At 71.3% G+C, this 25,292-nt stretch carries 17 protein-coding genes; 5 read left to right on the top strand and 12 right to left on the bottom strand.

Features of this window, described 5'->3' with window-relative positions:
* Positions 1-10: 10 nt before the first annotated feature.
* Positions 11-1,540: a DASS family sodium-coupled anion symporter gene (locus VIS07_11085; GenBank protein HEY8516047.1), complete on the bottom strand. Its 1,530-nt coding sequence runs from the start codon at positions 1,538-1,540 to the stop codon at positions 11-13.
* A 154-nt stretch (positions 1,541-1,694) separates the two neighbouring features.
* Here VIS07_11085 and VIS07_11080 point away from each other — a divergent pair, with 154 nt between their 5' ends.
* On the top strand, positions 1,695-3,008 hold the full coding sequence (locus VIS07_11080; GenBank protein HEY8516046.1) for a sodium:proton exchanger: 1,314 nt from the start codon (positions 1,695-1,697) through the stop codon (positions 3,006-3,008).
* A gap of 7 nt (positions 3,009-3,015) precedes the next feature.
* Here the strand turns inward: VIS07_11080 and VIS07_11075 are convergent, their stop codons facing one another.
* A complete protein-coding gene (locus VIS07_11075) occupies positions 3,016-3,780 on the bottom strand; it encodes an SDR family NAD(P)-dependent oxidoreductase (protein HEY8516045.1) in 765 nt (254 codons plus the stop codon).
* A gap of 92 nt (positions 3,781-3,872) precedes the next feature.
* On the opposite strand from VIS07_11075, the gene VIS07_11070 reads away from it, so the two are divergent.
* From VIS07_11070 to VIS07_11055, 4 genes are all read left to right on the top strand, one after another.
* Complete coding sequence (locus VIS07_11070; protein ID HEY8516044.1) at positions 3,873-5,783, top strand: BamA/TamA family outer membrane protein; 1,911 nt, start codon at positions 3,873-3,875, stop codon at positions 5,781-5,783.
* 11 nt (positions 5,784-5,794) lie between these two features.
* Positions 5,795-9,628 carry a translocation/assembly module TamB domain-containing protein gene (locus VIS07_11065; GenBank protein HEY8516043.1) on the top strand — a complete coding sequence of 1,278 codons (3,834 nt, stop codon included), beginning with the start codon at positions 5,795-5,797 and terminating at the stop codon, positions 9,626-9,628.
* 283 nt (positions 9,629-9,911) lie between these two features.
* The gene (locus VIS07_11060; protein HEY8516042.1) at positions 9,912-12,182 is read left to right on the top strand and encodes an Ig-like domain-containing protein; all 2,271 of its coding nucleotides are present in this window, start codon (positions 9,912-9,914) and stop codon (positions 12,180-12,182) included.
* Between the two features lie 80 nt (positions 12,183-12,262).
* Positions 12,263-14,407, top strand: a complete 2,145-nt coding sequence (locus tag VIS07_11055; protein HEY8516041.1) for a sulfatase — start codon at positions 12,263-12,265, stop codon at positions 14,405-14,407.
* Here the strand turns inward: VIS07_11055 and VIS07_11050 are convergent.
* The 10 genes from VIS07_11050 to coxB form a co-directional block, all read right to left on the bottom strand.
* Positions 14,395-15,213, bottom strand: coding sequence for a glycosyltransferase family 2 protein (locus VIS07_11050; GenBank protein HEY8516040.1), 819 nt, complete (start codon positions 15,211-15,213; stop codon positions 14,395-14,397). The two genes, VIS07_11055 and VIS07_11050, sit on opposite strands and share 13 nt — an antisense overlap.
* Entirely contained in the window at positions 15,210-15,704 is a 495-nt protein-coding gene (locus VIS07_11045) for a hypothetical protein (protein ID HEY8516039.1), read from the bottom strand. Before VIS07_11045 ends, VIS07_11050 begins: the two co-directional genes overlap by 4 nt.
* 119 nt (positions 15,705-15,823) lie before the next feature.
* The gene (locus VIS07_11040) at positions 15,824-18,145 is read right to left on the bottom strand and encodes a cytochrome c oxidase assembly protein (GenBank protein HEY8516038.1); all 2,322 of its coding nucleotides are present in this window, start codon (positions 18,143-18,145) and stop codon (positions 15,824-15,826) included.
* Positions 18,146-18,198: 53 nt separating this feature from the next.
* Positions 18,199-19,716 carry a cytochrome b N-terminal domain-containing protein gene (locus tag VIS07_11035; GenBank protein ID HEY8516037.1) on the bottom strand — a complete coding sequence of 506 codons (1,518 nt, stop codon included), beginning with the start codon at positions 19,714-19,716 and terminating at the stop codon, positions 18,199-18,201.
* Between the two features lies 1 nt (position 19,717).
* Complete coding sequence (locus VIS07_11030; protein ID HEY8516036.1) at positions 19,718-20,251, bottom strand: Rieske (2Fe-2S) protein; 534 nt, start codon at positions 20,249-20,251, stop codon at positions 19,718-19,720.
* 1 nt (position 20,252) lies between these two features.
* Positions 20,253-20,966 (bottom strand): c-type cytochrome, encoded by a 714-nt coding sequence (locus VIS07_11025; protein ID HEY8516035.1) that lies wholly within the window; start codon positions 20,964-20,966, stop codon positions 20,253-20,255.
* A complete protein-coding gene (locus tag VIS07_11020) occupies positions 20,963-21,811 on the bottom strand; it encodes a hypothetical protein (GenBank protein HEY8516034.1) in 849 nt (282 codons plus the stop codon). Before VIS07_11020 ends, VIS07_11025 begins: the two co-directional genes overlap by 4 nt.
* Positions 21,808-22,419, bottom strand: coding sequence for a cytochrome c oxidase subunit 3 (locus VIS07_11015; GenBank protein ID HEY8516033.1), 612 nt, complete (start codon positions 22,417-22,419; stop codon positions 21,808-21,810). The genes VIS07_11020 and VIS07_11015 overlap by 4 nt, the downstream gene beginning before the upstream one ends.
* Entirely contained in the window at positions 22,416-24,038 is a 1,623-nt protein-coding gene (gene ctaD, locus VIS07_11010; GenBank protein ID HEY8516032.1) for a cytochrome c oxidase subunit I, read from the bottom strand. Before ctaD ends, VIS07_11015 begins: the two co-directional genes overlap by 4 nt.
* 70 nt (positions 24,039-24,108) lie before the next feature.
* Positions 24,109-25,152 carry a cytochrome c oxidase subunit II gene (gene coxB, locus VIS07_11005; protein ID HEY8516031.1) on the bottom strand — a complete coding sequence of 348 codons (1,044 nt, stop codon included), beginning with the start codon at positions 25,150-25,152 and terminating at the stop codon, positions 24,109-24,111.
* Positions 25,153-25,292: the final 140 nt, after the last annotated feature.

Below are 25,292 nucleotides of genomic sequence, written 5' to 3'. Positions count from 1 at the left end.
ACCTCGGGGATCAGCCGCCGAGCAGCCCGCGCAGCAGCGGACCGAGCCCGCCGACCACCAGCGTGACGACGATCACGCCGGCGAGGTCGAGCCAGATCCCGTGGCGCATCATGGTGGTCAGCGGGATGCGGCCCGAGGCGTAGACGATCGCGTTGCACGGCGTCGACACCGGCAGCATGAAGCCGAGCGACGCCGCCATCGTCGCCGCGAGCGCGGGCAGCAGCGGGTCGATCCCCGACGAGCGCGCGAACGCGATCACCACCGGCACGATCATGTTGACCGACGCGGTGTTGCTCGTCGTCTCCGACAGCGCGGCCGCGATCAGCGCCGAGAGCGCGATCAGCCCGAGCTCGCTCTCGACGCCGACCAGCGAGGTCAGCGCGAACCCGAGCCGCTCGGCGAGCCCGGTGGTGAAGGCGAGCGTGCCGAGCGCGATGCCGCCGCCGTAGAGGAAGACGATCCACCAGTCGATCTGCACCGCCTCGCGCCAGTCGAGCGTGAACTCCAGGCGCCGCAGGTTGGTCGGCAGGACGAACAGCAGACCCGCGGCGAAGAGAGCGACCACGCCCTCGGGCAGCGCGCCGGTGTACGCGCGGTACGCCGGGTGGTCCTGGCCGAGGACGAGCGCCATCACGCCCGGCGTGATCCACAGCACCACCGCGACCGCGAACGCGATCACCGTGTTCACCTGACCGCGCGTCCACGGTCCGAGCGCGCGGCGCTGCTCGGCGATCGTCTGCGCGACGCCCGCGAGGTGGACCTGGCGCTCGGACGACGACCACAGGAGGCGCGCGATCATCGCCGCGAAGGTCAGCACGACGACCGGCACGCCGAGCGCGATCCACGAGAAGAACGCGACGTCGACGCCCATCTCGCGGCGAAGGAAGCCGATGCCGATCAGGTTCGGCGGCGTGCCGACCGGCGTCGCGACGCCGCCGATCGACGCCGCGAGCGCGTTCGACAGCAGCAGCGCCGAAGCGAAGGCGCCCGCCGTGCGCGTGTCGCGCAGAGAATCGAGCGAGCGCAGCAGCGCGATCCCGATCGGGAACATCATCGCGGTGGTCGCCGTGTTGCTGATCCACATCGACAGGAGGCAGCTCGCCGCGGCGTAGGCGACCAGCACGCGCGCCGGACGCTCGCCGACGCCGCGCATGCCGAGGATCGCGTACGCGAAGCGGCGGTCGAGGCCGTGGAAGAAGATCGCGCGCGCGAGGATGAAGGTGCCGATGAAGAGGAAGATCAACGGATCGGCGAACGGCGCGAACGCAGCCTGCGCCGGCGCGACGCCGAGCGCGACCGCGGCGGCGACGCCGAGGAACGCGGTCATCGCCATCGGGATCGCCTCGCTGACCCACAGCACGACCACCGCCGCGAGCACCGCGGCGAGACGGTGCGCCGGCTGCGGCATGTCGGCCGACGCGAACCAGGCGACAGCGAAGGCGACCGGCGCCAGCACGAAGCCGAGCCGCCTGCGCCACAGCTCGAAGCGCGCCTCGCCGTCGAGCGCGGGCGGGGCGGAGGTCCGTCGCTGGGCTTGCATGGGAGCGCCGATCGCTACCCCGTCGGGCGGCGCGCCGCCAGCGCTCGGAGCGCGACGCGCGACGTGCGCAGGTCGTGGCACGCCCCCGTCCGTCTGCTAAGCACGGCGAGATTTGCCGGTCGCCCGTGCGGCGCTCGAGGAGGACGAGAAGGCAATGACGACCACGGCCGAAGATCTGCGGGACGTTCATCCCGGACGGCAGCAGTTCTCGTTGGCGCTGGCCGTCGCCGCGACCATCCCGGGCATCCTGATCCGGATCTTCGACTTCCACCTGTCGCACCCGGTCGAGGCACTGCTCTTCGGTCTCGCGATCGTCGGCGCCGCGTTCATGCTGTCCTGGGCGGCGGAGGTCGCGCAGCTCGACATCTCGGCCGGTCTCGCGATCGCGCTGCTCGCGTTCATCGCGGTGCTGCCGGAGTACGCCGTCGACATGGTCTTCGCCTGGAAGGCGGGGCTCGCGGTCGCGGAGTACGGTCCGGACTGCAATCCGCCCGGAGGCGTCGTCGCCTCGCCGTGCTCGCTCGCGCTCGCCAACATGACGGGCGCGAACCGGCTGCTGATCGGCGTCGGCTGGTCGATGGTGGTGTTCATCGCCTGGTACCGTACGCGCGCCCGCGGACGGCGCTTCGAGGCGATCGAGCTCGAGCGGCCGCACTCGATCGAGCTCGCGTTCCTCGCCACCGCGACGCTCTACTCGCTGACCCTGCCGCTCAAGAGCACGATCAATCTCTTCGACGCGCTCGTGCTGGTCGGGATCTTCGTCCTCTACACGATCCGCATCGCCAGCGCGCCGGCGGAGGAGCCGCACCTGGTCGGCCCCGCGCGCTACATCGGCGGCTTCCCGACGCGGCAGCGCCGGCTCGCGGTGGCGCTGCTGTTCCTGTTCTCGGCGACCGTGATCCTGCTCGTCGCCGAGCACTTCGCCGAGGCGCTGGTCGCGACCGGTCTCGCGCTCGGCGTCAGCGAGTTCCTGCTCGTGCAGTGGCTCGCGCCGCTCGCGTCCGAGGCGCCGGAGCTGCTGGTCGCGGGACTCTACGCGTGGCGCCTCAACACCGCGGCCGGCCTCGGCACGCTGGTGTCGTCGAAGGTCAACCAGTGGACGCTGCTCGTCGGCACGCTGCCGCTGGTCTTCGCGATCTCGTCGGGTGGGCTCTCCGGGCTGCCGGTCGACGCGCACCAGCGTGAGGAGCTGCTGCTCACCGCCGCGCAGTCGGTGTACGCGGTCGCGATCCTGGTCTCGCTCTCGATCTCGACCTGGGAGGCGCTCGGCCTGTTCGGCTTGTTCTGGCTGCAGTTCATCCTCGGCGCGATCGTTCCGCCGGAGTGGGTGCTGGTCGAGCGCGTGGGCGTCTCGGTGCTCTACCTGCTGCTCGCCGGCTGGATCATCGCGCGCGACCGGGGAAGGGTGCCGCAGCTCCTGCGCGACGGCTTCCGCACGTCGCACGCGGAGCTGCACGCGGAAGACTGAGCGCGCTTCAAGCGCCGAGCATCACCATCCCGCCGTCGACCGCGATCAGCTGGCCGGTGATGAAGTGCGCCGCAGGGCTCGCGAGGAAGACCATCACCGGCGCGACGTCGCGCTCGGGGTCGCCGAGCTTGCCGCCGAGCGGGATCATGCGCTGCATGGTCTCGAGCGCCATCTCGCGTCCGACCTCGCCGAGGCGCTCGAGGTAGGCGTCGTACATCCGCGTCCAGGCCGCCGGCGCGACCGCGTTGACGGTGACGCCGTAGCCGCCCCACTCCTGCGCGGCGGTGCGCGTGAACGCTTGCACGCCGCCCTTCGAGGCCGCGTAGTGCGACGCGCCGACCATGCCGCGCACCGCGGCGCCCGAGCCGAAGTTGATGATGCGTCCGCCGCGCTCCTTCATGTGACGGAACGCCGCCTGGTTGGTGAACACGGTGCCCATCAGGTTGACGGCGAGCATCCGCGCCCAGTCGTCCTCCGAGAGGCTCTCTGCGGGACCGCTGCCCTCGATCGCGGCGACGTGGGCGAGCACGTCGAGCCGACCGAGCCACGCGACCGCGTCGGCGAACACGGCGTCGACCTCGCGCTTGCGCGACACGTCGCAGTGGAAGTAGCGCGCGCTCTCGCCGAGGGTCGCGACGCGGGCGCGTCCGGCGTCGTCTTCGACGTCGAGCGCCGCGACGCGCGCGCCCTCGCGCACGTATGCGGCGAGCGTCGCCGCGCCGATGCCGTTCGCGGCGCCGGTGACGATGATGCCGAGTCCGTCGAGCTGCATGTCCGCTCCTTCGCGTCGCACGACGCGGTGGACGTCTTCGTGCGCAGGTTCCTTTGCGGGCGGGCGGTGAGGCTATAGGTGTAGGAATCGCAGTGCGACCTCAAGCAAAGGCTGCGATCCAGCTCGTGCTGTTGCTCGTGCTGCTCGGCGAGGGGCGCGCGGCGGAGGAGAGCGGCTTCATGCCGCTCGAGCGCTTCGACGCCCGGCGCTCCTGGCGCGTCACGACGGTCGAGGTCGAAGGGCTGAACTTCCTGCAGCGCTTCCTCTACGTCTCCAAGCTGCAGACGCCGACGCGGCCGTTCTGGGTGTTCTGGCGCGAGCGCCCGGAGTTCCACGCCGCGGACCTGCAGGCCGACGCGACGCGGATCGAGCGCGAGCTGCGCGCCGAGGGCTTCTACGAGGCGAAGGTCGAGCCCGAGGTCGAGATCCTGCAGGAGCCGCGCGACGGCCCGACGCCCGACACGCCGGGCGAGCCGGGTCTGGTGCGCGCGCGGCTCGTGGTCACGCTCGGCGAGCGCGTGCTCGTCTGCCGGGTCGACGTGGATCTCGGAGCGCTGCCCATCCCGTCCGAGGGCATGCGACGGCTGCGCAAGAACTTCGCGCTCGTCGTCGGGCGGCCGTTCACCGAGAGCGACTACCAGGGCGCTGCGCAGCAGCTCGTCGACTTCCTCGGCGAGAACGGCTACGCCGCGGCGAGCGTCGAGCGCCGCGCCGTCGTGGACGTCCCGCGTCTCTGCGCGGACGTCACGTACCGCGCGCATCCGGGCGAGATCGCAGTCTTCGGCGAGACATCGATCGAAGGCCTCACCGAGGTCTCGAACAACCTCGTCGAGCAGGAGCTCGCCTACGAGCCGGGCGAGCTCTACGACACGCGCAAGACCGCGGAGACCATCCGTCGCCTGCGCGGGCTCCGTCTCTTCAACATCGTGCGCCTCGAGCCCGAGAAGGTGGTCGACGGGGTGGCGCCGATGAAGCTGACCGTCACCGAAGGTCCGACGCGCGAGATCCGTCTCGGCGCCGGCTACAGCACCGAGGACGGCGTGCGCGGGCTCGCGTCGTGGAGCCACTACAACTTCCTCGGCGGCGGACGGCAGCTCAGCGTCTCCGCGCGCGTCTCGCAGGTGCGACGCTCGATCGCGGCGAACTTCCTGCAGCCGTACTTCCCGACGCGCAACATGAAGACCTACGTCAACTTCACGCTCGGGCAGGACGACGAGTCGACCTACGTCGACGACTTCGTGCGCCTCGTGCCGCGCATCGACTGGCGGGTGAACAGCGAGACCGAGGCGAGCTTGTTCTTGACGGCGGGCTACGACTCGCTGTCGAGCGTGAGCGACGCGTCGCGCGACGCGCTGCCGGGCTTCGAGAACTCCGGCTTCACCGTCGCGCCGGGCGTCGCGCTGCGCTGGTCGCGGCTCGACGATCCGATCAACCCGACCAAGGGAGTCGCGCTGGGTGGCTCGGTCGAGGTCGCGAACGAGGGCTTCGGCAGCGACTTCGATTGGTACCGCCTGATCGTCGACGGGCGCGCGTACCGTCCGCTGTGGGGCGACTGGGTGCTCGCGACGCGCATCATCGCCGGCACGATCGTGCCCTACGGCGACACCGACCAGATCCAGTTCTGGGACCGCTTCTACGCCGGCGGCACCGGCATCAACCCGGTGCGCGGCTACGCGCGCCGCCGCGTCGGCCCGCTGTCCGCCTCGGACGATCCGATCGGCGGCCGCAGCGTGGTGGTCGGCAGCCTCGAGCTCCGCCACCCGCTCTGGGGACCGTTGCAGGGCGTGCTGTTCGTCGACGCGGGCGACGTCGAGCTCTCGGCGTGGCAGTTCGATCCCGGCAACGTGCAGACCGGCGTCGGCTTCGGCGTGCGCGCGGTGACGCCCGTCGGACCCGTCGAGCTCGACATCGGCTTCGGCCTCGACCGCGGCCGCAGGCTCGACGGCAGCGATTCGGACGACTCGCTGGTCCAGGTACACTTCACCATCGGGCCGAACTTCTGAGGGACCCTTCTTTGCGCACGCTTCGCTACGTCGTCATCGCGCTCGCCGGGCTGATCGGCCTGGTGGTGCTGCTGCTCGCGGGCGTGCTGCTGGTCTCCGACGTGTCCGGCGTGCGCGCGACGCTGCGCCCGCGCCTCGAGACGCTGCTCTCCGAAGCGCTGCGCCTGCAGGTGCGGATCGGCGAGCTCTCGGCGCTCAGCCTGTGGCGCGGCGTCCGCGCGCAGGACGTGACGCTGTCGGCCGAGGGCGAGCCGCTGATCGCGGCGCGCGCGCTCTGGATACGGCCGGACCTCGTCACCGTCCTGCCGCCGCGCCTCGGCCTCCGCGTCGAGGGCGAGGGGCTCGCCGTCGACATGCGCCGACGCGACGACGGCACCTTCGACCTCGTGCAGGCGTTCGCGAGCGACGAGCCCGAGCCGGCGGAGGAAGCTCCGCCGCCCGAGTGGCTCGACGCGATCGACGTCGTGCTGCGCGACGGCCTGGTGCGCGTCGCGGGCGTCGCCGAGCAGCCGCTCGTGCTGTCGGCGGTCGACGCGCACGCCGTGCTGGTGCTCGGCACGCCGGGGCGGCTCACGATCGACACGCTCGAGACGAGCTTCGGATCGGCGTCGCGGCTCGCGGCGCGCGGCTGGCTCGACCTCGGCGCGCCGTCGGCGCTGGAGGTATCGCTCGAGGTTCGTCCGCTCGCGGGCGTCGACCTGCAGCCGCTCGCGCCGCAGGTCGCGGCGGCCGCACGGCTCACCGGCACCGTGCAGGTCGTGGGCACGCTCGACGAGCCGCGCGTCGAGGCGCACCTCGCGGCCGGCGCCGGCAGCGTCGACCTCTGGGGCGCGCTCGCGCACACGGCGACGGGCGACCGGCTCGACGCCTCGTGGCAGCTCGTCGGCATCGATCCGGCGACGCTGATCGAGGGCGGACCGCCCGCCGCGGTGTCCGGCGCGGGCAGCGTGCAGGCGGTGCTCGGCGAGGGCGTCCCGCGCGAGCTGCAGGCGGACGCGCGCTTCTGGTCGTCGCGCGTCGGCGACGTCGCCGCCGACTGGATCACCGCGCAGGCGCGCCGCGAGGGCGAGCGGGTGCTCGTCGACGTGCAGCTCGCGGCGCCGAACCAGGCGGCGAGCGCGAGCCTCGCGGCGTGGGTCGGCGTCGACGAGCCGCACGCCGCGGCGGGAGAGCTGCGCTTCGAGCTGCTGCGTCCGGCCGACCTGCCGGCGCCGGTTCCGGAGACGCTTGCCGACAGCGAGCTGCGCGGTCGGCTGACGGCGAGCGCGAGCGCGCTACTCGGCGACGAGCGCGCGCTGCAGGCCGAGCTGCAGCTCGAGCGCGGACGGCTGCGCGGCGTGCCGCTCGATCGGGCGCTGGCGCGCGCGCGGCTCGACGGCGGCATCGCGTCGCTCGACGAGCTGCGCGTCGAGGGCGGCGCGACCAAGCTTCTCGCCTGGGGCTGGACGCAGATCGATGGCCCGCCCGAGCAGCGCCAACTGCGCGCCGGCGTGGTCGGTCCGATCGATCTCGCGCTCGTGCCCGACGCGCGCGGCGTCGTGCGCGCGGACGTCAGCGCGTGGGGGACGACGTCGGCGATCGACGCGCACGCGACGCTGCGCAGCAACGGCGACGTCCAGCTTCCGGCCGTGCGCGGCACGCTCACCGTCGACGCGAGCGCGCGCGGCGTCGGCGGTGACAGCCCGAGCGCGCGCGTCGCGCTCGACGCGCGCCTCGTGCCGCGCGACGACCTCGCGGTGACGCTCGGACCCGAGCCCCGCACGCTCGACCTCGACCTCGCGTGGCGACGTCCGCGCCCCGGCGAGCCGACGCTCGCCGCCGCGGCGACGCTGCAGGGCGCAGCACCCGACCAGGTCGAGGTCGAGCTCACGGCGACCGAGCCCGACGGCCGCAAGCACCGCGTCGTGGGCCTCGTCGAGCGCGCGGGCGAGACGATCTCCGCGCGTCTCGACGAGCTGCGCTTCACGCCGCCCGAGGGCGTGACGTGGTCGCTGCTGCAGACCGCGACGGTGTCGTACGGGCCGAACCGCATCGCGGCGCGCGACCTCGAGCTCGGCTCGCGCGCGGGGCGCATCGAGGTCGACGGCGAGCTCGTGCGCGACGGACGCAACGACCTCGCGCTGTCGATCGTCGACCTCGATCTGAAAGAGGTGTGCACGCTCGCGGGGCTGCGCCAGGATTGCGCGGGCGAGCTCGACGCGGCGCTACGGCTCGCCGGGACGACGGCGAAGCCCAACGTCGCGGGCGACGTCCGGGTGCGCGGCCTCGCGCTCGCCGGCCAGGACTACGGCGGCGCCGACCTGACGCTCGCGACCGAGGAGCGCCTGGTCGTCGCGGGCTCGCTCGGGCAAGCGCCGCTCGGGCCGCTCGAGCTCGCGGCGCGCGTGCCGCTGGTCGGCGGCTGGCCCGCGCCCACGGTCGCCACGGATCGTCCGATCGACGCCACCGTGCGCGGCGACGACATCCAGCTCGCGGGCTTCCGCGCCTTCGCCGAGGACGCGGTGACCGAGCTCGGCGGGCAGGCGAACATCGAGGTCGAGCTCGCGGGCACGCTCCAGAAGCCGCGGCTCAGCGGCGGCATCGACGCGTCCGACATCCGGCTCACGCTCGCCGCGACCAACGCGACCTGGCGCGACGGCCGCCTGCGCATGAGCTTCGTCGACGACGCGATCACGCTCGACGAGCTCTCCTTGCGCGACACGCAAGACGGCTCGGTGTCGGGGCACGGCAGCGTGCTGCTCGGCGGCGGGAATCCGTCCTTCGACCTGACGATCGAGCTGCGCTCGCTCGAGGTCGCGGCGCGCCCGGACGTCGTCGCCGACGCGAGCGGCGACGTGCGCATCGACGGCAGCGTCGCGCAGCCGCGGATCGCGGGCCAGATCAGCATCGACTCGGCGACGATCCGGCCGGCGCTGCTGCCGGGCGGAAGCGGTCCGCCGCCCGACACGACGATCCACGTGATCCACGCGCACCCGCCCGACGAGGCGCAGCCGAAGACGATCGGCGAGGCGCTCGAGCGGGCGGCCGAGGAGGCGCGCGAAGCCGACGAGGACGTCGACGAGGAGGAGGACGAGAAGGAGCCGGCGCTCTTCGACCGCGTCACGATGAACGTCACCGTGACGCTCGTCGGGCCGGTCGTCGTGCAGCGCACCGACGCGTACCTGCGGCTCGAGGGGCAGGTGTACGTCACCAAGGCGCCCGACGATCCGCTGCGCGTCAGCGGCCAGATCTACTCGATGCGCGGCTGGTACCTCTTCCGCGGCCGCCGCATCGTGCTGCAGGAAGCGTACCTGACGTTCTCCGGCGAGACGCCGATCAATCCATACTTGACGGTGCGCGCGAGCTACCAGACGCCCGAGTACACCGTGCGCATCGGCATCGAGGGCACCGCGACCACGCCGGAGCTCGAGCTGTCGAGCGAGCCGCCGCTCGATCAGAGCGACATCCTGTCCGTGCTGCTGTTCGGCAAGACGACGCAGCAGCTCACCAGCGGGCAGGGCACGGAGCTGCGTCAGGAGGCGCTCGGGCTGCTCGCGAGCTACGTCGCGCCGGAGCTCGAGCAATCTTTGATGGACACCTTCGGGCTCGCGAGCCTGACGTTCCAGCTTCCGACCGGCAGCTCGTACGGCTCGGTCGGCGTCGGCCGCTACTTCGGCGACGACATCTTCGTCTCGATCGGGCAGACCTTCGGCGGTCCGCAGGGCGGGACGACGCGTCAGCTCTCGGGGCTGGTCGGCTCGTCGCTCACCGTGCAGTACTACTTGACGCCGAGCATCACGGTGCAGACCTCGTCGTCGACCGAGGGCGAGAGCGCGCTCGACGTCATCTGGCACCGCCGCTACTGACCGCAGCTCGAAATCTGGCAGCGCCGCCCGCAAGCGCTTCCGCGGCGCCCGCGGGGCAGGTTGCCCCACCGCATCCGCCATCGTGCGCCACCGCCAGACTTTGCGCTCCTGCCGCCGCGAGAGCCTGCCAAGTGTGCGGCATTTCGAGGTTGCCGTGGCACTCGAATTGCTCGATGCGGCGGCCGCGAATTTGGGCGTGGAGGGACAGTCGATGACGGTGCAGAGCGTTCGAGCACGCCGGGCTGCTCCGGCCGGGATCGTTGCGGTCGTTCTTCGGTCGATCTTGCCCACATTGCTCACGCTCGTCGCGGCGCCGTCCGCCTTCGCGCAGACGCTCACGGGGCTGTCTCTCACCCCGGCCAACGCCATCACGATGCAGCAGGGGCAGGTCGTGCAATTCGTCGCGACCGCGCACTACAGCAACGGCGCCACCGCGGACGTGACCAGGGATGCGCAGTGGACGTCCGGCTCGACGGGCGTGGCGATCGTGCAGAATCCCTTCAATCCTCAGCTGCTCCACCTCAAGGGGCACGTGACCGCCGTCGCGCCCGGCAAGACCAACATCACGGCGCAGTACGGCGGGCTGACGGCCCGCACCCAGGTGACGGTGACCGACACGGACATCGTCGCGATCATCACCAAGCCGACGAGCAAGAACCTCGAGGTCGGCATCCCGACGCAGTTCAAGGCGACCGCCATCTTCCTCGACGACTCGGAGGACGACGTCACCAAGGAGGTGCAGTGGTTCTCGAGCGATCCGTCGGTCGCCACGGTGAGCAACACGCCTCCCACGCAGGGTCTGGTGACGCCGCTCAAGCCGGGGACCGTGGTGATCACGGCGCGCGACCCGAAGAGCGGCGTCCAGAACGCCGACGGCCAGGCCAACGTGCGCGCGCAGGCGACCCACCTCGCGTTCGACCCGCCGCACCTGGTGATCGGCAAGGGCATCAAGTACCCGATTCGCGTCTACGTCCACCGCGCCGACGGTACGCGCAACCAGGTCACCAGCGACGTCGAGATCTCGGCCGTGCCGGCCGGCATCGTTCGCATCAACAAGGCGAACAAGCTGGTCGGGCGCAAGAACGGCATGGCGACCCTGTCGGCGTACGACCCGAAGCGCAACCTGTGGACCACGGCGAGCGGCAACGACGCGACCGTCGAGGTGCGCGGCAAGCTGAAGGAGCTGCACGTCGACCCGGTGCGCCTCACGGTGGGCGAGCAGAAGAACGCGCGCGTCTGGGCTCTTCTGAACAGCGGCATGAAGTCGTCCGACCTGCGCCGCATCGTGCAGTGGTCGGTCCTCGACCAGACCATCGCTGGCGTCGGCAACTCGGCGAACGACATCGGCACGGTGGTCGGCAAGAAGAGCGGCGTCACCACGCTGCGTGCGTTCTACAAGACCTTCGCGTCGTCCGAGGTCGACAACCTGCAGGTGCTCGGCAATCTGCAGTCGGTCGCGCTCGAGATCGGCGACGGGCGCTTCCCGATCGGCGAGGAGATCGAGGTCAAGGCGCGCGGCACCTACGAGAACGACATCAAGCTCAACATCACCGACAAGTGTGAGTGGTCGGTCGTCAACCCGAACATGGCCGAGGTCGACAACCAGCCCTCGTCCGTGGACGGCGACGGCAAGGGCTGGGTGAAGGGCAAGGCGCTCGGTCAGACGGTGCTGCGCGCGACTTGCGAGGGCAAGACGGCGCAGGCGCAGATCCAGGTCATCGGCACGATGACCGGCCTCGTCGTCCAGCCCGCGATGACCGAGATGGAGGCCCTCGAGGAGAAGCAGTTCAAGGCCATCGGTCAGTACAGCGACGGCGAGACCAAGGACCTGACCAAGCTCGTCTCGTGGACGTCGAGCAACCCTGGCGTGGCGACGGTCGACGACGTCGACGACCGCGGCACGGTGTTCGCGCTCACGACCGGCAGCACGAACATCGTCGCGCGGAAGGGCAACTTCGTCGCGACCGGCACGGTGGTGGTCAACGCAGGCATCGTGCGCATCGAGGTCCTGCCCGACGGCAACACGATCCGCGGCAGCACCAAGCTGAAGATGCGCGCCAACGGCATCCGGGCGAACAACAAGAACCCGGCGCCGCTCACCAAGCGCGTCGTCTGGTCGTCGGCGAATCCCGAGATCGCGCGCGTCAGCAACCGCAAGGGCGAGGAGGGCACGGTCTTCGGCGGCGGCGTCGAGGGCACGACGACGATCACCGCGACGCTGCCCGGCACCGACTTCACGGCGTCCGCGAAGGTCACGACGAGCTGCCTGCTCGACAGCATGGAGTTCGGGCAGACCAGCAAGAGCTGGCGCATGGGCCGCGCGAAGCGCGCGAAGATGATCGGCATCTACATGTGCCCGAACCGGTCGACGCGGAACATCACGCAGAACGTCGAGTACACGTCGAGCAACCCGAGCGTCGCGGTGGTGAGCAACGAGCCGAAGGCGGTCGGGCTGATCACGCCGGTCTCGCCGGGCACGACGGTCATCACGGCGGTCGATCCGTCGACCGGCAAGAGCGCCACGAACTCGCTGCTGGTGACGATCCTGCCGTAGCGCTCGACCCGTAGCCTTTCGCCGCGAGCGGCCGCGCAGCCCTCGACAACTGCGCGGCCGCTCGATACCGGAAGAGCACCGTGGGGCTCCCGCCGATCCTCGACGCCCGCCCGGCGGCGGTGCGCACCGTCGTACGGGCGACGCGGCTCGCGCGGGCGCGTGCCTGGTGTGCTCTCGCGCTGGTCGCGGTCGTGACGCTGAGCGCGGGCTGCGGGCGGCGCGACGACACGCCGCTGCAGCCGGTCTACCGGCTCACCAGCGTGCTCGAGCGGGGGATCCCGCGCGGGACCCCCGAGCGCTGCGCGGTGGGCGACGAGTTCCGCCTCGCGATCGGCTGCGTGCCGTTCCTCACGGTGGCGAGCACGCGCCTGCCGCGTCCCGAGGGCGACGAGCTGCACCTCACCGTGGACGTCCCGCCGGACGCGCACCGCAGCACCATGGTGCTCGAGCCGCGCGTGCGCGGCACCAAGGACTGGCAGCGGGTCCCGTCGCAGATCCTGCCGCCGACGCAGAAGCTGCAGCTCGAGCTCGCGCTCCCGATCCCCAAGGAGGTCGTCGGCGACGCGCTCGGCGTGCAGATCTTCGGCCGGCCGCTGCCGCCGAACGAGCAGACCCACAGGACGCGGCCGCTCAAGATCGGCCACGGTGCGGAGCTCGTCGTCGGCCTCGGGATGGAGGAGACGGCAGTCCGCCTCGGCGCGTCGCCGGTCGAGTTCCGTCTCAGCGTCGAGACCGACGACGGGACGCGCGAGCTCCTCAGCGACACCCTCGATCCGCTGCGCGACCAGCAGTGGGTCGACCGTCGCGTCGACCTCGCGGATCTCGCCGCGCAGACGGTGCGCTTCCGCTTCGAGACCCGGGTCGTGCCGCGTCCCGGCGCCGACCCGGCGACGTCGTTCGGCATCCCGCTGTGGGGCGCGCCGCAGGTGCTCGAGCCGCGGCGTCGTGACGGACGCCGCAACGTCGTGCTGATCTCGCTCGACACGCTGCGCGGCGACCACCTCGACGGAACGCTCAACGGCATCCCGCTCATGCCCGAGCTGAGCGCCATCGCCGCGCGCGACGGCACGGTGTTCGAGAACGCCTACACGACGTACCCGTCGACCTCGGCCTCGCACATGTCGATGTTCACCGGTCTCTACCCGGTGGTGCACAACGTCGTGTTCGCGACGCACACGCTGGCGCCCGAGATCACGACGCTGCCCGAGGTGATGGCGCGCAACGGCTATGCGACCGTCGCCGTCACCGAGAACGGCATGCTCGCCGCGCCCGCGGGCTTCCTGCGCGGCTTCGACTACTACCGGGAGTTCAAGGGCTCGACGATCTGGGACGCGAAGGGGGAGATCGAGCAGACCTTCGGCGCCGGCCTGCGCTGGCTCGAGGAGCACCCGGACGAGCGGTTCTTCCTCTTCCTGCACACCTACCAGGTGCACGTCCCGTACACGCCGCCGCCGGAGTTCGACATCTTCAAGACCTGGGAGCGCGACGGCGAGCAGGTGCCGATCGACGCGACGACGCCGAAGTTCGTCGTCGACCGCAACCTCTACGCCGGCGAGGCGCGCTACACCGACAGCGTCGTCAAGCAGCTGCTCGAGCGCCTCGCGGCGCTCGGGCTGCTCGAGGAGACGATCGTCGTCATCACCGCCGACCACGGCGACGAGTTCGGCGAGCACGGCACGATCGGGCACGCGAAGCACGCCTACGACGAGGTGCTGCACGTGCCGATGGTGTTCATCGCGCCGGGGCTCGTGCCGGCGGGCAAGCGCATCGCGACGCCGGTGTCGCTCGTCGACCTGATGCCGACGCTGCTGTCGCTCGTGGATCTGCCGGTGCCGCCCGGCGTGCAGGGACGCAGCCTCGTGCCGCTGCTGCGCGGCGAGACGTTCCCCGAGCCCCGCGTGCTCTACGCCGAGGCGCCGGCGTGGGGACGTCAGGGCAAGCGCCGCACGGCCGCGCGGCTCGCCGGCTTCAAGTGGATCTTCCAGGAGAACGAGACGGTCCCGAACGAGATCTTCGACCTGACGGTCGACCCCGGCGAGAAGGCCCCGCTCGACGACCCGCAGCTCGTGCGCATCGGCCAGCGGCTGCTCTGGCAGTACCGTCGCAGCGCCGGCGTCGCGGCGGCGCAGGCGACCGCGCCCGAGGCCGATCCGCTCGCCGATCCGAAGCCGGAGATCGACCAGCGCACGGTCGACAAGCTGAGGGAGCTCGGCTACCTCGACTGAGCCGACGCCTCCGCGTCGTTCGCTTCGTCCGCTCGAGCCGGCGCCTCGACCGCGAGCTTGCGCCCGTCGGGCGACAGGAAGCGCGGCTGCGCGAGGCCGGACGCCGCGAGACGCGCGGCGAACGCCGTCTTCAGCACCCCGAGCCCATACTTGACGCTGCGCGGGAAGTTGATCGACGACGAGTCGGTCGCGTAGCGCGTCGGGCAGGTCACCTCGGCGATGCGGAAGCCGAAGTGCAGCGCCTGCACCAGCATCTGGTTGTCGAAGACGAAGTCGTCGTCGTTCTCCTCGAGCGGCAGCGTGGTGAGCAGCCGACGCGAGAACGCGCGGTAGCCGGTGTGGTACTCCGAGAGCTTCTGGCGTATCAGCAGGTTCTGCGACAGCGTCAGGAAGCGGTTCGCGACGTACTTGTAGACCGGCATGCCGCCGCGCAGCGCGCCGCCGCCGAGGATGCGCGAGCCGAGCGCGGCGTCGAACAGCCCGCTCGCGACGCACGACGCGAGCGCCGGGATGAGCAGCGGCGTGTACTGGTAGTCCGGGTGGACCATCACCACGATCTCGGCGCCGCGGCGGAGCGCCTCGGTGTAGCAGGTCTTCTGGTTGCCGCCGTAGCCGCGGTTCTTCGGGTGCACGATGACGTGCAGCCCGAGCTTGCGCGCGAGCTCGACCGTGCCGTCGCGCGACTGGTCGTCGACCAGCACGATGTCGTCGACGATGTCGCGCGGCACCTCGGCGACCGTCTGCTCGAGCGTCTTCTCGGCGTTGTACGCCGGCATGACGACGCAGACGCGCTTTCCGGCGATCATGCCGCCCCTCCGCGAGCGAGCTCCGGCGCGCGCCGCGCGCGGCGACGCAGCGCCTGGTGGACGGCGTAGAGCGCGACCGCGATCGGCGGCAGGGCGAGCGGGAAGGCGAGCGTGCGCGCCGCCGAGGCCGGCGGCGCGACGTCGACGTCGGCGCTCGCGACGACCTGCGCCTCGCCACGGCGCGCGCTCGCGGTCAGGCGGAAGCGTCCCGGCGCGTGCAGCTCGAGGAGCGCCGCCTGCAGCAGCTTGTTGGTCGCCGCGTCGCGCGTCAGGGCAGCGGTCATCGCGGGATGTCCTCCCTCCAGATCCTCGATTCGCAGCTCGACCTCGGCGTCGAGCACCGGCACGCCGCGCTCGTCCTGCACCAGCGCGCTCACGTCCGCGACCCCGACCCGCAGCGGCGTCGGGCTCGTGAGCAGCGTGAGGGCCAGGCCGTCGGCCTCCGTGCGCGCCCGCACGAGGCCGCCATCGGCGCGCGTCGTGGCGGGCATGGCGACCGTTCCTAACAAGAGCGCCGCCAGCAGCGCCACGCGCGCCACGTGCCGGCGTGCCGCGCGGCGGGGGACAGCGTCGGCGCGGGCGTCGCACGCTCGCATCGACCGCGGGCGGCTCACGAGTGCACCATCGTGCCGCGCATCTCCATCGGCTGCAGCAGCATCCACACGCCGGCGGCATAGAGCGCGACCCCGAGCGCCGTCCAGGGCAGCGCGAGCGCGAGCTGCCGGCGCGCTCCGTCGACGCGCTCGACCGCGATCCGCCACGCGACCCACAGGGTCAGCAGCAGGCCGACGTCGAGGATCAGGACCAGCGTCGGCGTCAGCCAGGCGAGGTCGCCGTGCGGCGCGGCCCCGCCCCAGTCCGGGCGGCCGAGCGCCGCGACGCCGAGGTCGGCGGCGCCGCGCTGCACGACCGGCCACAGCGCGCCGCCCCCGGTCGCGAGGTGGAAGAGCAGGTGCGCGAGCCACATGCCCGCCCCGAGCGGCAGCAGCGCGCGGGCGAAGCGGCAGACGAGCTCGCGCAGCGTCGCGCCGCAGCCGGAGAGCGCGCGTCCGAGCGCCGCGCAGGCGACGGCGAGCGCGAGCGGCAGCGGCACCAGCGCCAGCACGAGCAGCGCCGTCGCGACGGCGCCCTCCGGCAGCGCCAGGCGGCGGACGAGCGCGTCCTGCCAGCGCACCACCGGCGCGACCATCCCCGCGGCATTGGCGAACGCCGCGAACACCAGCACCAGCGCGAGCGCCGCGACGTCGACGCGCATCGACAGCCGGCCGAGCGACGAGCGGCGCGGGTCGCGGATCAGGTCGACGGCGGGCGCCACCGCGAGCACGCCGACGTTGCCGTGCGGGCAGGCGTCGGCGCAGTCGAGGCAGAACGTGCAGTCGAGGTTTCCCGCCTTGCGCGGCAGGTAGAGCGCGAGCTCGCAGCCGCGGGCGTGCGCGTTGCCGCGGATGCAGTCGTGCGTCGTGCAGGTCGCGCACGCCTCGGGTTGCTTGACGCGGACCTCGAACGGCGACAGCGCGGCGTACGCGAACTGGAGCTGTCCGATCGGGCAGACGTACTTGCAGAAGCTCGCGCCGCGGAAGAGTCCGTCGACCGCGAGCGCGCCCGCCGCGTAGCCGACGACGAGCCAGGCCGTCCACCACGGGCTGTCCCACACGTCGGCGACCTCGTAGACGACGAACCAGGCGACGAGCACGCCGACCGCGAGCCATTTCGAGCGCAGCGCGCGTGGCCAGGCGAGGCGCGCCGGCAGCACGCGCCTGCCGAGCTCGCGCGGCACGAGGAACGGACAGACGGCGCAGAACCAGTTGCCCGCCGCGAGCAGCACCACCACCGCGAGCGCGCGCACCCACGTCCAGGGCAGCACGCCGGCGAGGTTCATCGGCGACATCTGCGGGCCGAGGAGCCCGTCGGCGACGATCAGCGCCGCGAGCGCGAAGCTCGCGAAGCGCAGCGCCTGCCGGCTCCTGCGGCTGCGCAGCAGCGCGCCGAGCGCGGGCACGTCGAGCAGATCGAAGGCGCCGCGCGCGCGTGCGGCGCGGGCGCGCTCGCGTGGATCGCCGAGCAGGGCGCGCGCCACGGCGCGCGCGGACGCAGCCTGCTCCGCGGGCGTCTCGCCGGGGCGGACGAGGCGCGGCGACAGCAGCTGAACCGAGATCACCGCGGCCGGCACGAGCGAGCAGATCGCGCCGACGAGCCACATCAGCGCGCCCGCGGCCGACTGGTCGCCGAGCGCGGTCGTGCCGGCGAGGCGCGGCGCCGCCGCGTAGCTCGGGTAGATCACCTCCTCGGAGAACGACAGCAGCGCGGAGAGCGCGGTGTTCGCGAGGTCGGCGACGACCAGGTACGGAATCACCGTCCAGCGCGGCCAGCGCATGACGCTCGGCCACGGCGCGACGACCGGCCACCAGAAGAGCAGGGCGGTCGCGAGGAAGGTCGCGTGCTCGACCTGGTGGCAGCGATCCGAGCGCAGCGCGAGCTCGTACAGCGCGGGCACGTGCCAGAGCCAGGTCGTCGCGACGAACGCCGTCAAGCACACGAGCGGGTGCGAGAGCGCGCGGCCGAGCGCGCGCAGCTCCGGCGCCGCGAGGAACGGCCCCAACGCTTCGCGCGCGACCGCGCGCGGCAGCCCGCGCAGGAGCGGCATCTGCGGCGCGCCCAGCAGCAGCAGCGGTGCAGCGACCATGGTGATCAGGAGGTGCTGCACCATGTGCACGGTGAGGAGGAACGGCGCGAAGGCGTCGAGCGGCGAGGCGACCGCGACGAGCAGCACGACGAGCCCCGCGAGGAAGGCCGCGAGGCGCGCGACGCCGAAGCGCGCCGGCATCTGCGCGTGCAGCGCCCGCCAGCCGCGGACGTAGACGACGCCCGTCGCGACCAGCGCCGCGATCAGCCACGGGTCGAAGCGCAGCGACTCGAGGGCCGCGCGCGTCACCGGATCCACTACTTCACCTCACGGCCGTGCGCGGACTTCGCCGCGCGGCCGCTTCAGCCGGCGCCGCCCTGGCGCGCCGACGCCTCGCGACCCGGCACCGCCGGCAGCTGCGAGTCGCGAGCCGGCGGCTCGTTTTCGGGGTGCAGCGTGGTGAGGAAGGCGACCAGCGCCGTCACCTCGGCCGGGCTCAGGTTCTTGCCGTAGGCCGGCATGTTGCCGCCGCCCTGGATCACCTGGCGGATCAGCTGGTCGCGCGTCAGCCGCGTGGCGACGTCGTCGAGCGCCGGACCGCGCTCGCCGCCGAGGCCGCCCAGGCTGTGGCAGTTGCGGCACTGCTTCGCCTGCAGCACGAGCGCGCCCTGCAGCTCGAGCGGCGTGCTGCGCTTGACGTTCTCGACCGGCACCGGCGCGCCGCTCCACGCCGTCATGTCGGGCGACCACGGCGAGTAGGTGCCGAGCCAGCCCAGCGTGCCGAGGATCAGGAAGACCATGATGACCAGGATCCAGGCGCCCGGACGCCGCTTCCAGCTCTTCTCGCCGGTGTTCGAGTAGAACGGCAGCAGGAAGGCGAGCAGGATCAGCATGAGCGGCGCCGTGAGGATCAGCGGCGTCTCGAGGTAGGGCGGCAGCAGCGCCAGCGCCGAGAACAGCGGCAGGAACCAGAAGTCCGGGCGCGGGTTGGTCTCGATCAGCGTCGGGTCGGGGATGCCGTTCGGACCCTTCGGACCGATGAACGCGGCGCACGCCGCGATCGCCAGGATGACGAGCCCGCCGAACACCAGGTCGCGGGTGATGCCGTGCGGCACGAACGGCTCGCCGTCGCGCTCGACGAGCTCGTGGTACTCGGCGATGTAGCGCTCGCGCGTCACCAGCCGTCCCGGCATCGGCCACTCGTTGATGCCGATCTTGACCACCAGCAGCAGGTGCACGCCGACCATCAGCAGCAGCACGCCCGGGATCACGAAGACGTGCAGCGTGAAGAAGCGCGACAGCGTCTCGCCCGCGATGATCGGACCGCCGAGGATGAGCTGCACGAGCTGCTCGCCGATCAGCGGGAAACGCGCCGCCATCGACGCGCCGATGCCGAGGCCCCAGTACGCGTCCTGGTCGAAGCGCATCACCTGGCCGGTGAACGCCATGCCGAGCGTGCACAGGAAGAGCACGCAGCCGACGATCCAGGTGAGCTCGCGCGGGTACTTGTAGGCGCCGAACATGAAGACCTGCACGAGGTGCACGGTCATCAGGGCGACCATGAAGTTCGAGCCCCAGTAGTGCATGCCGCGCAGGAACCAGCCGAGCGGCTGCTCGTAGTTCAGGTACTCGAGGCTCTGCCACGCCTCGTCGGCCGCCGGCACGTAGACCATCGCGAGGCAGATGCCGGTCACGAGCTGCAGGATCAGGCAGACCAGCGTCGCGCTGCCGAAGACGTACCACCAGCTCGCCGTGTTGCGCGGGATCGGGTGGACGATCGACGGCAGGAACGACTCGCGGAACTTGACGCGGAAGTCGATCCACTCGCCGATCGCGGCGAGCCGACTGCGGGAGGTCTTGCTCCTGTTGTCGTCGCTCACGTCACACCGGGTTGGCCAGCGTCGGGATCTGGCCGCCGCGGACCCAGAGGTCCTCGCCGCGGATCTGGTACTCGTACTCGAAGAGCCCGCGCGGCGGCGGACCGGACGCGCGCGAGCCGTCCTCGTAGTACACGCCGCCGTGGCACGGGCACATGAACAGCTTCGACTCGGGGAACCAGCGCACCGGGCAGCCGAGGTGCGCGCAGTTCACCGCGAACACCTGGAGCTGGTTCTCGGCGATGCGCCGCACCCAGCACGCGACCTTGCCGGTCTCGCCGTCCCACGGGACGATGAACGGGTTCTCGTAGGTCGCGAGCCGCGTCTGGCCGACGGGGAACTGCGACAGCGGCCCGAGCCGCACCCACGCCTGGTACGAGCGCTTGCGCAGCGCCGCCGCGACGTAGCCGATGATCGGCACGCTGATCAGCGCCGCCGCGACGACGTTGATCGCGATGCCGAGCTTGAGGAGAAAGTTGCGCCGCGTGTTGCCCGACGCGGCCTCGGGCTTCTGGCCTTCGGGGTTCTCGCGTTCCATCTCAGTTGCTCCGAGCGTTCCGGACGTAGGGCTGCCCTGGGAACTCGCTGCGCTGCGACGCGAGCCACGCGACGACGTCCGCGATCTGCTGCGCGGTCATCGGCGTCGCGCCCTGCTCGCCGCGGAAGTCCGGCATGCCGAGGTCGGTGCGTCCCGCGATCACGGTCGAGCGCAGCGCCTGGTCGCTGACCAGCGCGAGGTACGATGGATCGACGATCGAGCCGCGCGCGGTGCCGTCGGCGCCGTGGCACGACGCGCAGAACGTCGCGTAGACCTCGGCGCCGCGCGCCGGATCGCCGAGCGGCGCGCTGTAGGGCGGCAGCTCGACGCCGGCGAGCTCGCTGGGCTTCCCCCAGCGCTCGCGCATCTCGCGCACCAGCGCGGCGATCTGCTCGTCGGTCAGCGTGCCGCCCTCGGAGATCGCGAACGCGGGCATCGTCGTTCCCGGCACGCCGCGCGCGATCACCTGCTGCAGGTCCTCGTCGCTCGCGACCGCGAGGTAGAGCGGGTCGTTGAGCGGTCGCGCGGGACCGAGGCGTCCGTCGGCGCCGTGGCAGCCCGCGCAGTTCGTGCCGTAGAGGCTCGCGAAGTCGAGCACCTGGCTCGGCAGGCGATACTCCTCGCTCTTGGTCGGCTTGCCCGGCAGCGAGTCGCAGCCCGCGGCGAGCGCGAGCGCGGCGACGAGCGACGCGAGCCGCAGCAGCGCGCCCCTCATCGCTTCTCCTCGTCGTCCTCGCGCATGCCGCCCTCGAGGCCGATGCGCATCGCGAGCGGCAGCGCCTGCAGCGTCCGGACGCGCCGCGTGCGGGCGACGATCAGCCCCGCGACGACGCCGAACACGATCTGCGAGGCGATGAACCAGCCCCAGTGGATGCGCGCGTTGAGCGCCGGGTTGATCACGCCGAGCGAGGCCCAGACGAGACCCGTCCACAGAAGCGGCGCGACCACGCCGCCGAAGAACACCGGACGCCGCGGCATGGTCGGCAGCAGGAAGGCGTAGAGGAAGCCGACCAGCAGCGACATGATGCCGTGAACGATGGTCGCGACGACGAGCGCCGTCGCGTCGAAGCTCCGGAGCTGCTCGACCGACGCGCTCGCGAGCGACCACAGCGCCGCGGCCGCGAGCAGGTTGATCGGGTACCAGATGCTGCCCGCGACGATGATGCCGAACGCGCAGGCGACGAGCGCCATCGCGGCGCCGCCGCCGAGCCCCGCCCACACGCCCGCGGAATAGGGATGCACCTCGACCGGCAGCCGCATGCGGTGCGCGTGCGGCCCGCCGGGCGTCAGGTGCTCGACCGTGTGCGGCACGGGCTGGATCTCTCGCGCGCGCAGCGCCGGCGGGCGCAGCGGCACGATCTCCGTCTCCTCGACCGGCAGCACCGAGCGGAACCAGCCGACCGCGCAGACGACGAACAGCACCGCGCCGACGATGGTCGTGAAGACGTGCGTCACGAGCCCGGCGAAGATCAGCGTCACGCCGAGCGCCGCGAGCAGCGGCCAGGCGGTCGGCGCCGGCAGGGCGACGCTGTCGATGTTCTCGTCTGCGCGCTCGCTCATAGGCCGATCACGTAGACCACGGTGAAGACGACGATCCACACCGTGTCGACGAAGTGCCAGTACCAGGAGAGAACCTCGGTGCGCTCCGCGTGCGCGGGCTTCACCGCGCCGAAGAGGGCGAAGAGCAGCACCAGCGTCAAGAGCAGAAGCCCGATGAAGACGTGCAGCGCGTGGAAGCCGACCAGCGAGTAGAAGGTCGTGCCGAAGAGGTTCGTGCGGATCGTGAGGCCGTGCTCGTAGATCAGCCCGTACCACTCGATGCCGGTGCCGACGAGGAACTCGAGCCCGAGCAGGATGGTCACGAGCCACCAGAGCGTGAAGGTCGCCACGCTGCCCGCGCGCAGCGCGCGGATCGCGAGCACGATCGTCACGCTGCTCGACAGCAGGCAGATCGAGTTCAGGATCGGCGGCTCGAGCACGTCCGCCGGGTAGGGGCCCGCCAGGCTCTTCCCGATGTAGTAGAGGTACGCGACCACGAAGATCGCGAAGAACGAGCTCTCGGTCAGGATCAGGCACGCCATCCCGACGCGGCCCTTGTTCGGGAGCTCCCACGTCGTGGGCAGCGGCGGCGGCTGCGGGGCGGTCATCGCGTCCGATGCGGTGCTCATTCGTACTTCCAGTCCGGGTCCTGCGGATGCTTCAGGTCCCACAGCGGCCGGCGGCTGTGCACCACGGGGATGCGCTCGAAGTTGTACTCCGGCGGCGGCGACGTCGTGGACCACTCGAGCGTCCACGCGTCCCACGGATCGTCACCCGCGACCTCGCCCTTGCGGTACGAGCGGATCAGGTTCCACACGAAGAACAGCAGCCCCACCGCCTGCACCGCGACGCCGAGCGAGCAGATCAGGTTCAGCGTGTCCCAGCCGCGCCCCGCGTCGTAGGTGTAGATCCGCCGCGGCATGCCGAGCAGACCGGGGAAGTGCATGGTGAAGAAGGTGATGTAGAACCCGGTGACGAAGATCCAGAAGTGCAGCCGGCCGAGCTTCTCGTCGAGCATCCGCCCGGTGACCTTCGGGTACCAGTAGTAGATCGCGGCGAAGATGTTGAAGAGCAGCCCGCCGATCAGCACGAAGTGGAAGTGGGCGACGACGAAGTACGAGTCGGAGAGCTGGAAGTCCCACGCCGCGATCGCCAGCATGACGCCCGTCAAGCCGGCGATGACGAACGAGAAGATGAACGCCGTGCACCACATCATGGGCATGCGGAAGCGGATCTTCCCGCCCCACATGGTGCCGAGCCAGTTGAAGATCTTGATTCCGGTCGGCACCGCGATCGCCATCGTCGACGCGGCGAAGAACGTGTTCGCGGCCGGCGACAGCCCGACGACGAACATGTGGTGCGCCCACACCGACATGCTGATGAAGCCGATCATCACCGTCGCGCCGACCATGAACGGGTAGCCGAACAGCGGCTTGCGCGAGAACACCGGCACCACCTCGCTCGCGATCGCGAACGCCGGCAGGATCAGCACGTACACCTCGGGGTGCCCGAAGAACCAGAAGAAGTGCTGCCACAGCACCGCCGAGCCGCCGGCCTGGGTGTCGAAGAAGTGCGCGCCGAGGAAGCGGTCGAAGAGCAGCATCACCTGCGCGGCGGTGAGCGGCGTCAGGATGACCAGCGACAGGATGCAGTTCACCAGCATCAGCCAGACGAACAGCGGCATCTTGCCGTAGGTCATGCCCGGACAGCGCATGGTGATGATGGTGGTCGCGAGGTTGAGCGCGGTCGCAGTCGAGCCCAGCCCGCTCACCAGGATGCCGAGGGTCCAGTAGTCGGTGCTGTTGCCGCGCGAGAAAGCGCGTCCGGTGAGCGGCGAGTAGGCGAACCAGCCGACGTCGGGCGCAGTACCGGCGCCGTACAGACCGTCGCCGCCGAGGAAGCTGAAGTAGAGCAGCAGCCCGCCGAACAGGAACAGCCAGAAGCCGAACGCGTTGAGCCGCGGGAAGGCGAGGTCGCGCGCGCCGATCATGAGCGGCGTCAAGTAGTTCGCGAACCCGAAGAACATCGGCATGCCGACCAGGAACACCATGGTCGTGCCGTGCATGGTGAACAGCCGGTTGAAGGTCGTCGGCGGCAGGAAGTCGTTGTTCGGGAACGCGAGCTGGATGCGCATCAGCGTCGCTTCCAGCCCCGCGATCAGGAAGAAGCCCAGCGCCGACGCGATGTACATCACGCCGAGCTTCTTGTGATCGACCGTGACCGCCCACTCGTGGACCTTGGTCCACAGACCGGCGCTCGCGGCGTCTTCGCGCGGTCGGGCGATTCCTTCGTCGAGCACCGTCACGGTGTGTTGCTCCTCACTTCAGCGTCACGAGGAACGCCGTCAGCTTGTCGATCTGCTCGTCGTCGAGCTTCATCGCCGGCATCAGCACCCCCGGCTTGAACGTGTTCGGATCCTCGATCCACGCGCGCAAGTTCTCGGGCGTGTTGAGCGCGGCGCCGGCGCCGATCGTCGTGCGGCTCATCAGGTGCGTGAGGTCGGGGCCGAAGCGACCGTCGGCGATCGTGCCGTCGAGCGAGTGGCAGTTGACGCAGGCGGTGCGCTGGAAGATCGCGCGGCCCTCGGCGACGCTCGGGTCGCTGGCCGCGGGCGCGCGCTGCGCCGCGGCCCAGCGCTCGAAGTCGTCCGGCTCGTGCACGATCACGCGCAGCAGCATCCGCGCGTGCTGCGTGCCGCAGTACTCGGCGCACTGTCCGAGGAACGTGCCGGTCACCTGCGGCTCGACCCAGAGCCGGTTGGTGCGGTTCGGGACGACGTCCATCTTGCCCGCGAGCTGCGGGACCCAGAAGGAGTGGATCACGTCGGCGGACTCGAGCGTCAGGTAGGTCGGGCGGCGCGCGTCCGCGGTGCTGACCGGCAGGTGCAGCTCGTTCGCCGTCACGACGCCGAGGTCGGGGTAGTGGATCTCCCACCACCACTGGTGTCCGATGATCGTGACGTGCAGCGAATCGGGCGGCGGCTCGCTCGCCTGGATCTCGTCGATCGTGCGCCAGGTGGCGAGGAACAGCACCAGCACGATCAGCACCGGCACGATGGTCCACGACCACTCGATCGGGTTCGAGCCGTAGACCTGCGGCGGCTCGCGGTCGTCGCCGGGGCGCGCGCGGTAGCGCCACACGCACCAGAACAGGATGCCGCTCACGGTGAGGAAGATGCCCGCCGCGATCGCCGACACCAGGAACGACAGCTGGCGGATCGCCTCCGCCGGCGGCGACACCGGGGCGAACATGTTGGGGATCGGGTGCACCGCATCGCCGTACGCGCCCAGCGCAAGCGCTGGAGCGGCGAGCATGGCCAGCACGGCGAAGCACTGCGCTCGGTTGCCGCTACCTGGTCGCACTTCCGACCTCACCCCCCAGAGTCCGAACCGCGCGCACACTACACACGATCCTATTCCGGCGTCAAAGCGCAGAGGCTTTAGCGTGCCCGGCGTACGCGATTCGACCGACAGCTTTCGTGGTTGACGCCGCTGCTGCAAGC

The sequence above is a fragment of the Candidatus Binatia bacterium genome (genome assembly GCA_036563615.1).
Lineage (GTDB): Bacteria > Desulfobacterota > Binatia > UBA12015 > UBA12015 > DATCMB01.
Note: the sequence above shows the minus strand (reverse complement) of the source record. Positions and strands in the feature narration are given on the sequence as shown.

What these genes read in the sequence shown, in the direction of transcription:
- VIS07_11085 (HEY8516047.1), bottom strand. Translation starts at nt 1,540, where the DNA reads ATGCAAGCCCAGCGACGGACCTCCGCCCCGCCCGCGCTCGACGGCGAG.
- VIS07_11080 (HEY8516046.1), top strand. Translation starts at nt 1,695, where the DNA reads ATGACGACCACGGCCGAAGATCTGCGGGACGTTCATCCCGGACGGCAG.
- VIS07_11075 (HEY8516045.1), bottom strand. Translation starts at nt 3,780, where the DNA reads ATGCAGCTCGACGGACTCGGCATCATCGTCACCGGCGCCGCGAACGGC.
- VIS07_11050 (HEY8516040.1), bottom strand. Translation starts at nt 15,213, where the DNA reads ATGATCGCCGGAAAGCGCGTCTGCGTCGTCATGCCGGCGTACAACGCC.
- VIS07_11045 (HEY8516039.1), bottom strand. Translation starts at nt 15,704, where the DNA reads ATGCCCGCCACGACGCGCGCCGATGGCGGCCTCGTGCGGGCGCGCACG.
- VIS07_11030 (HEY8516036.1), bottom strand. Translation starts at nt 20,251, where the DNA reads ATGGAACGCGAGAACCCCGAAGGCCAGAAGCCCGAGGCCGCGTCGGGC.
- VIS07_11025 (HEY8516035.1), bottom strand. Translation starts at nt 20,966, where the DNA reads ATGAGGGGCGCGCTGCTGCGGCTCGCGTCGCTCGTCGCCGCGCTCGCG.
- VIS07_11020 (HEY8516034.1), bottom strand. Translation starts at nt 21,811, where the DNA reads ATGAGCGAGCGCGCAGACGAGAACATCGACAGCGTCGCCCTGCCGGCG.
- VIS07_11015 (HEY8516033.1), bottom strand. Translation starts at nt 22,419, where the DNA reads ATGAGCACCGCATCGGACGCGATGACCGCCCCGCAGCCGCCGCCGCTG.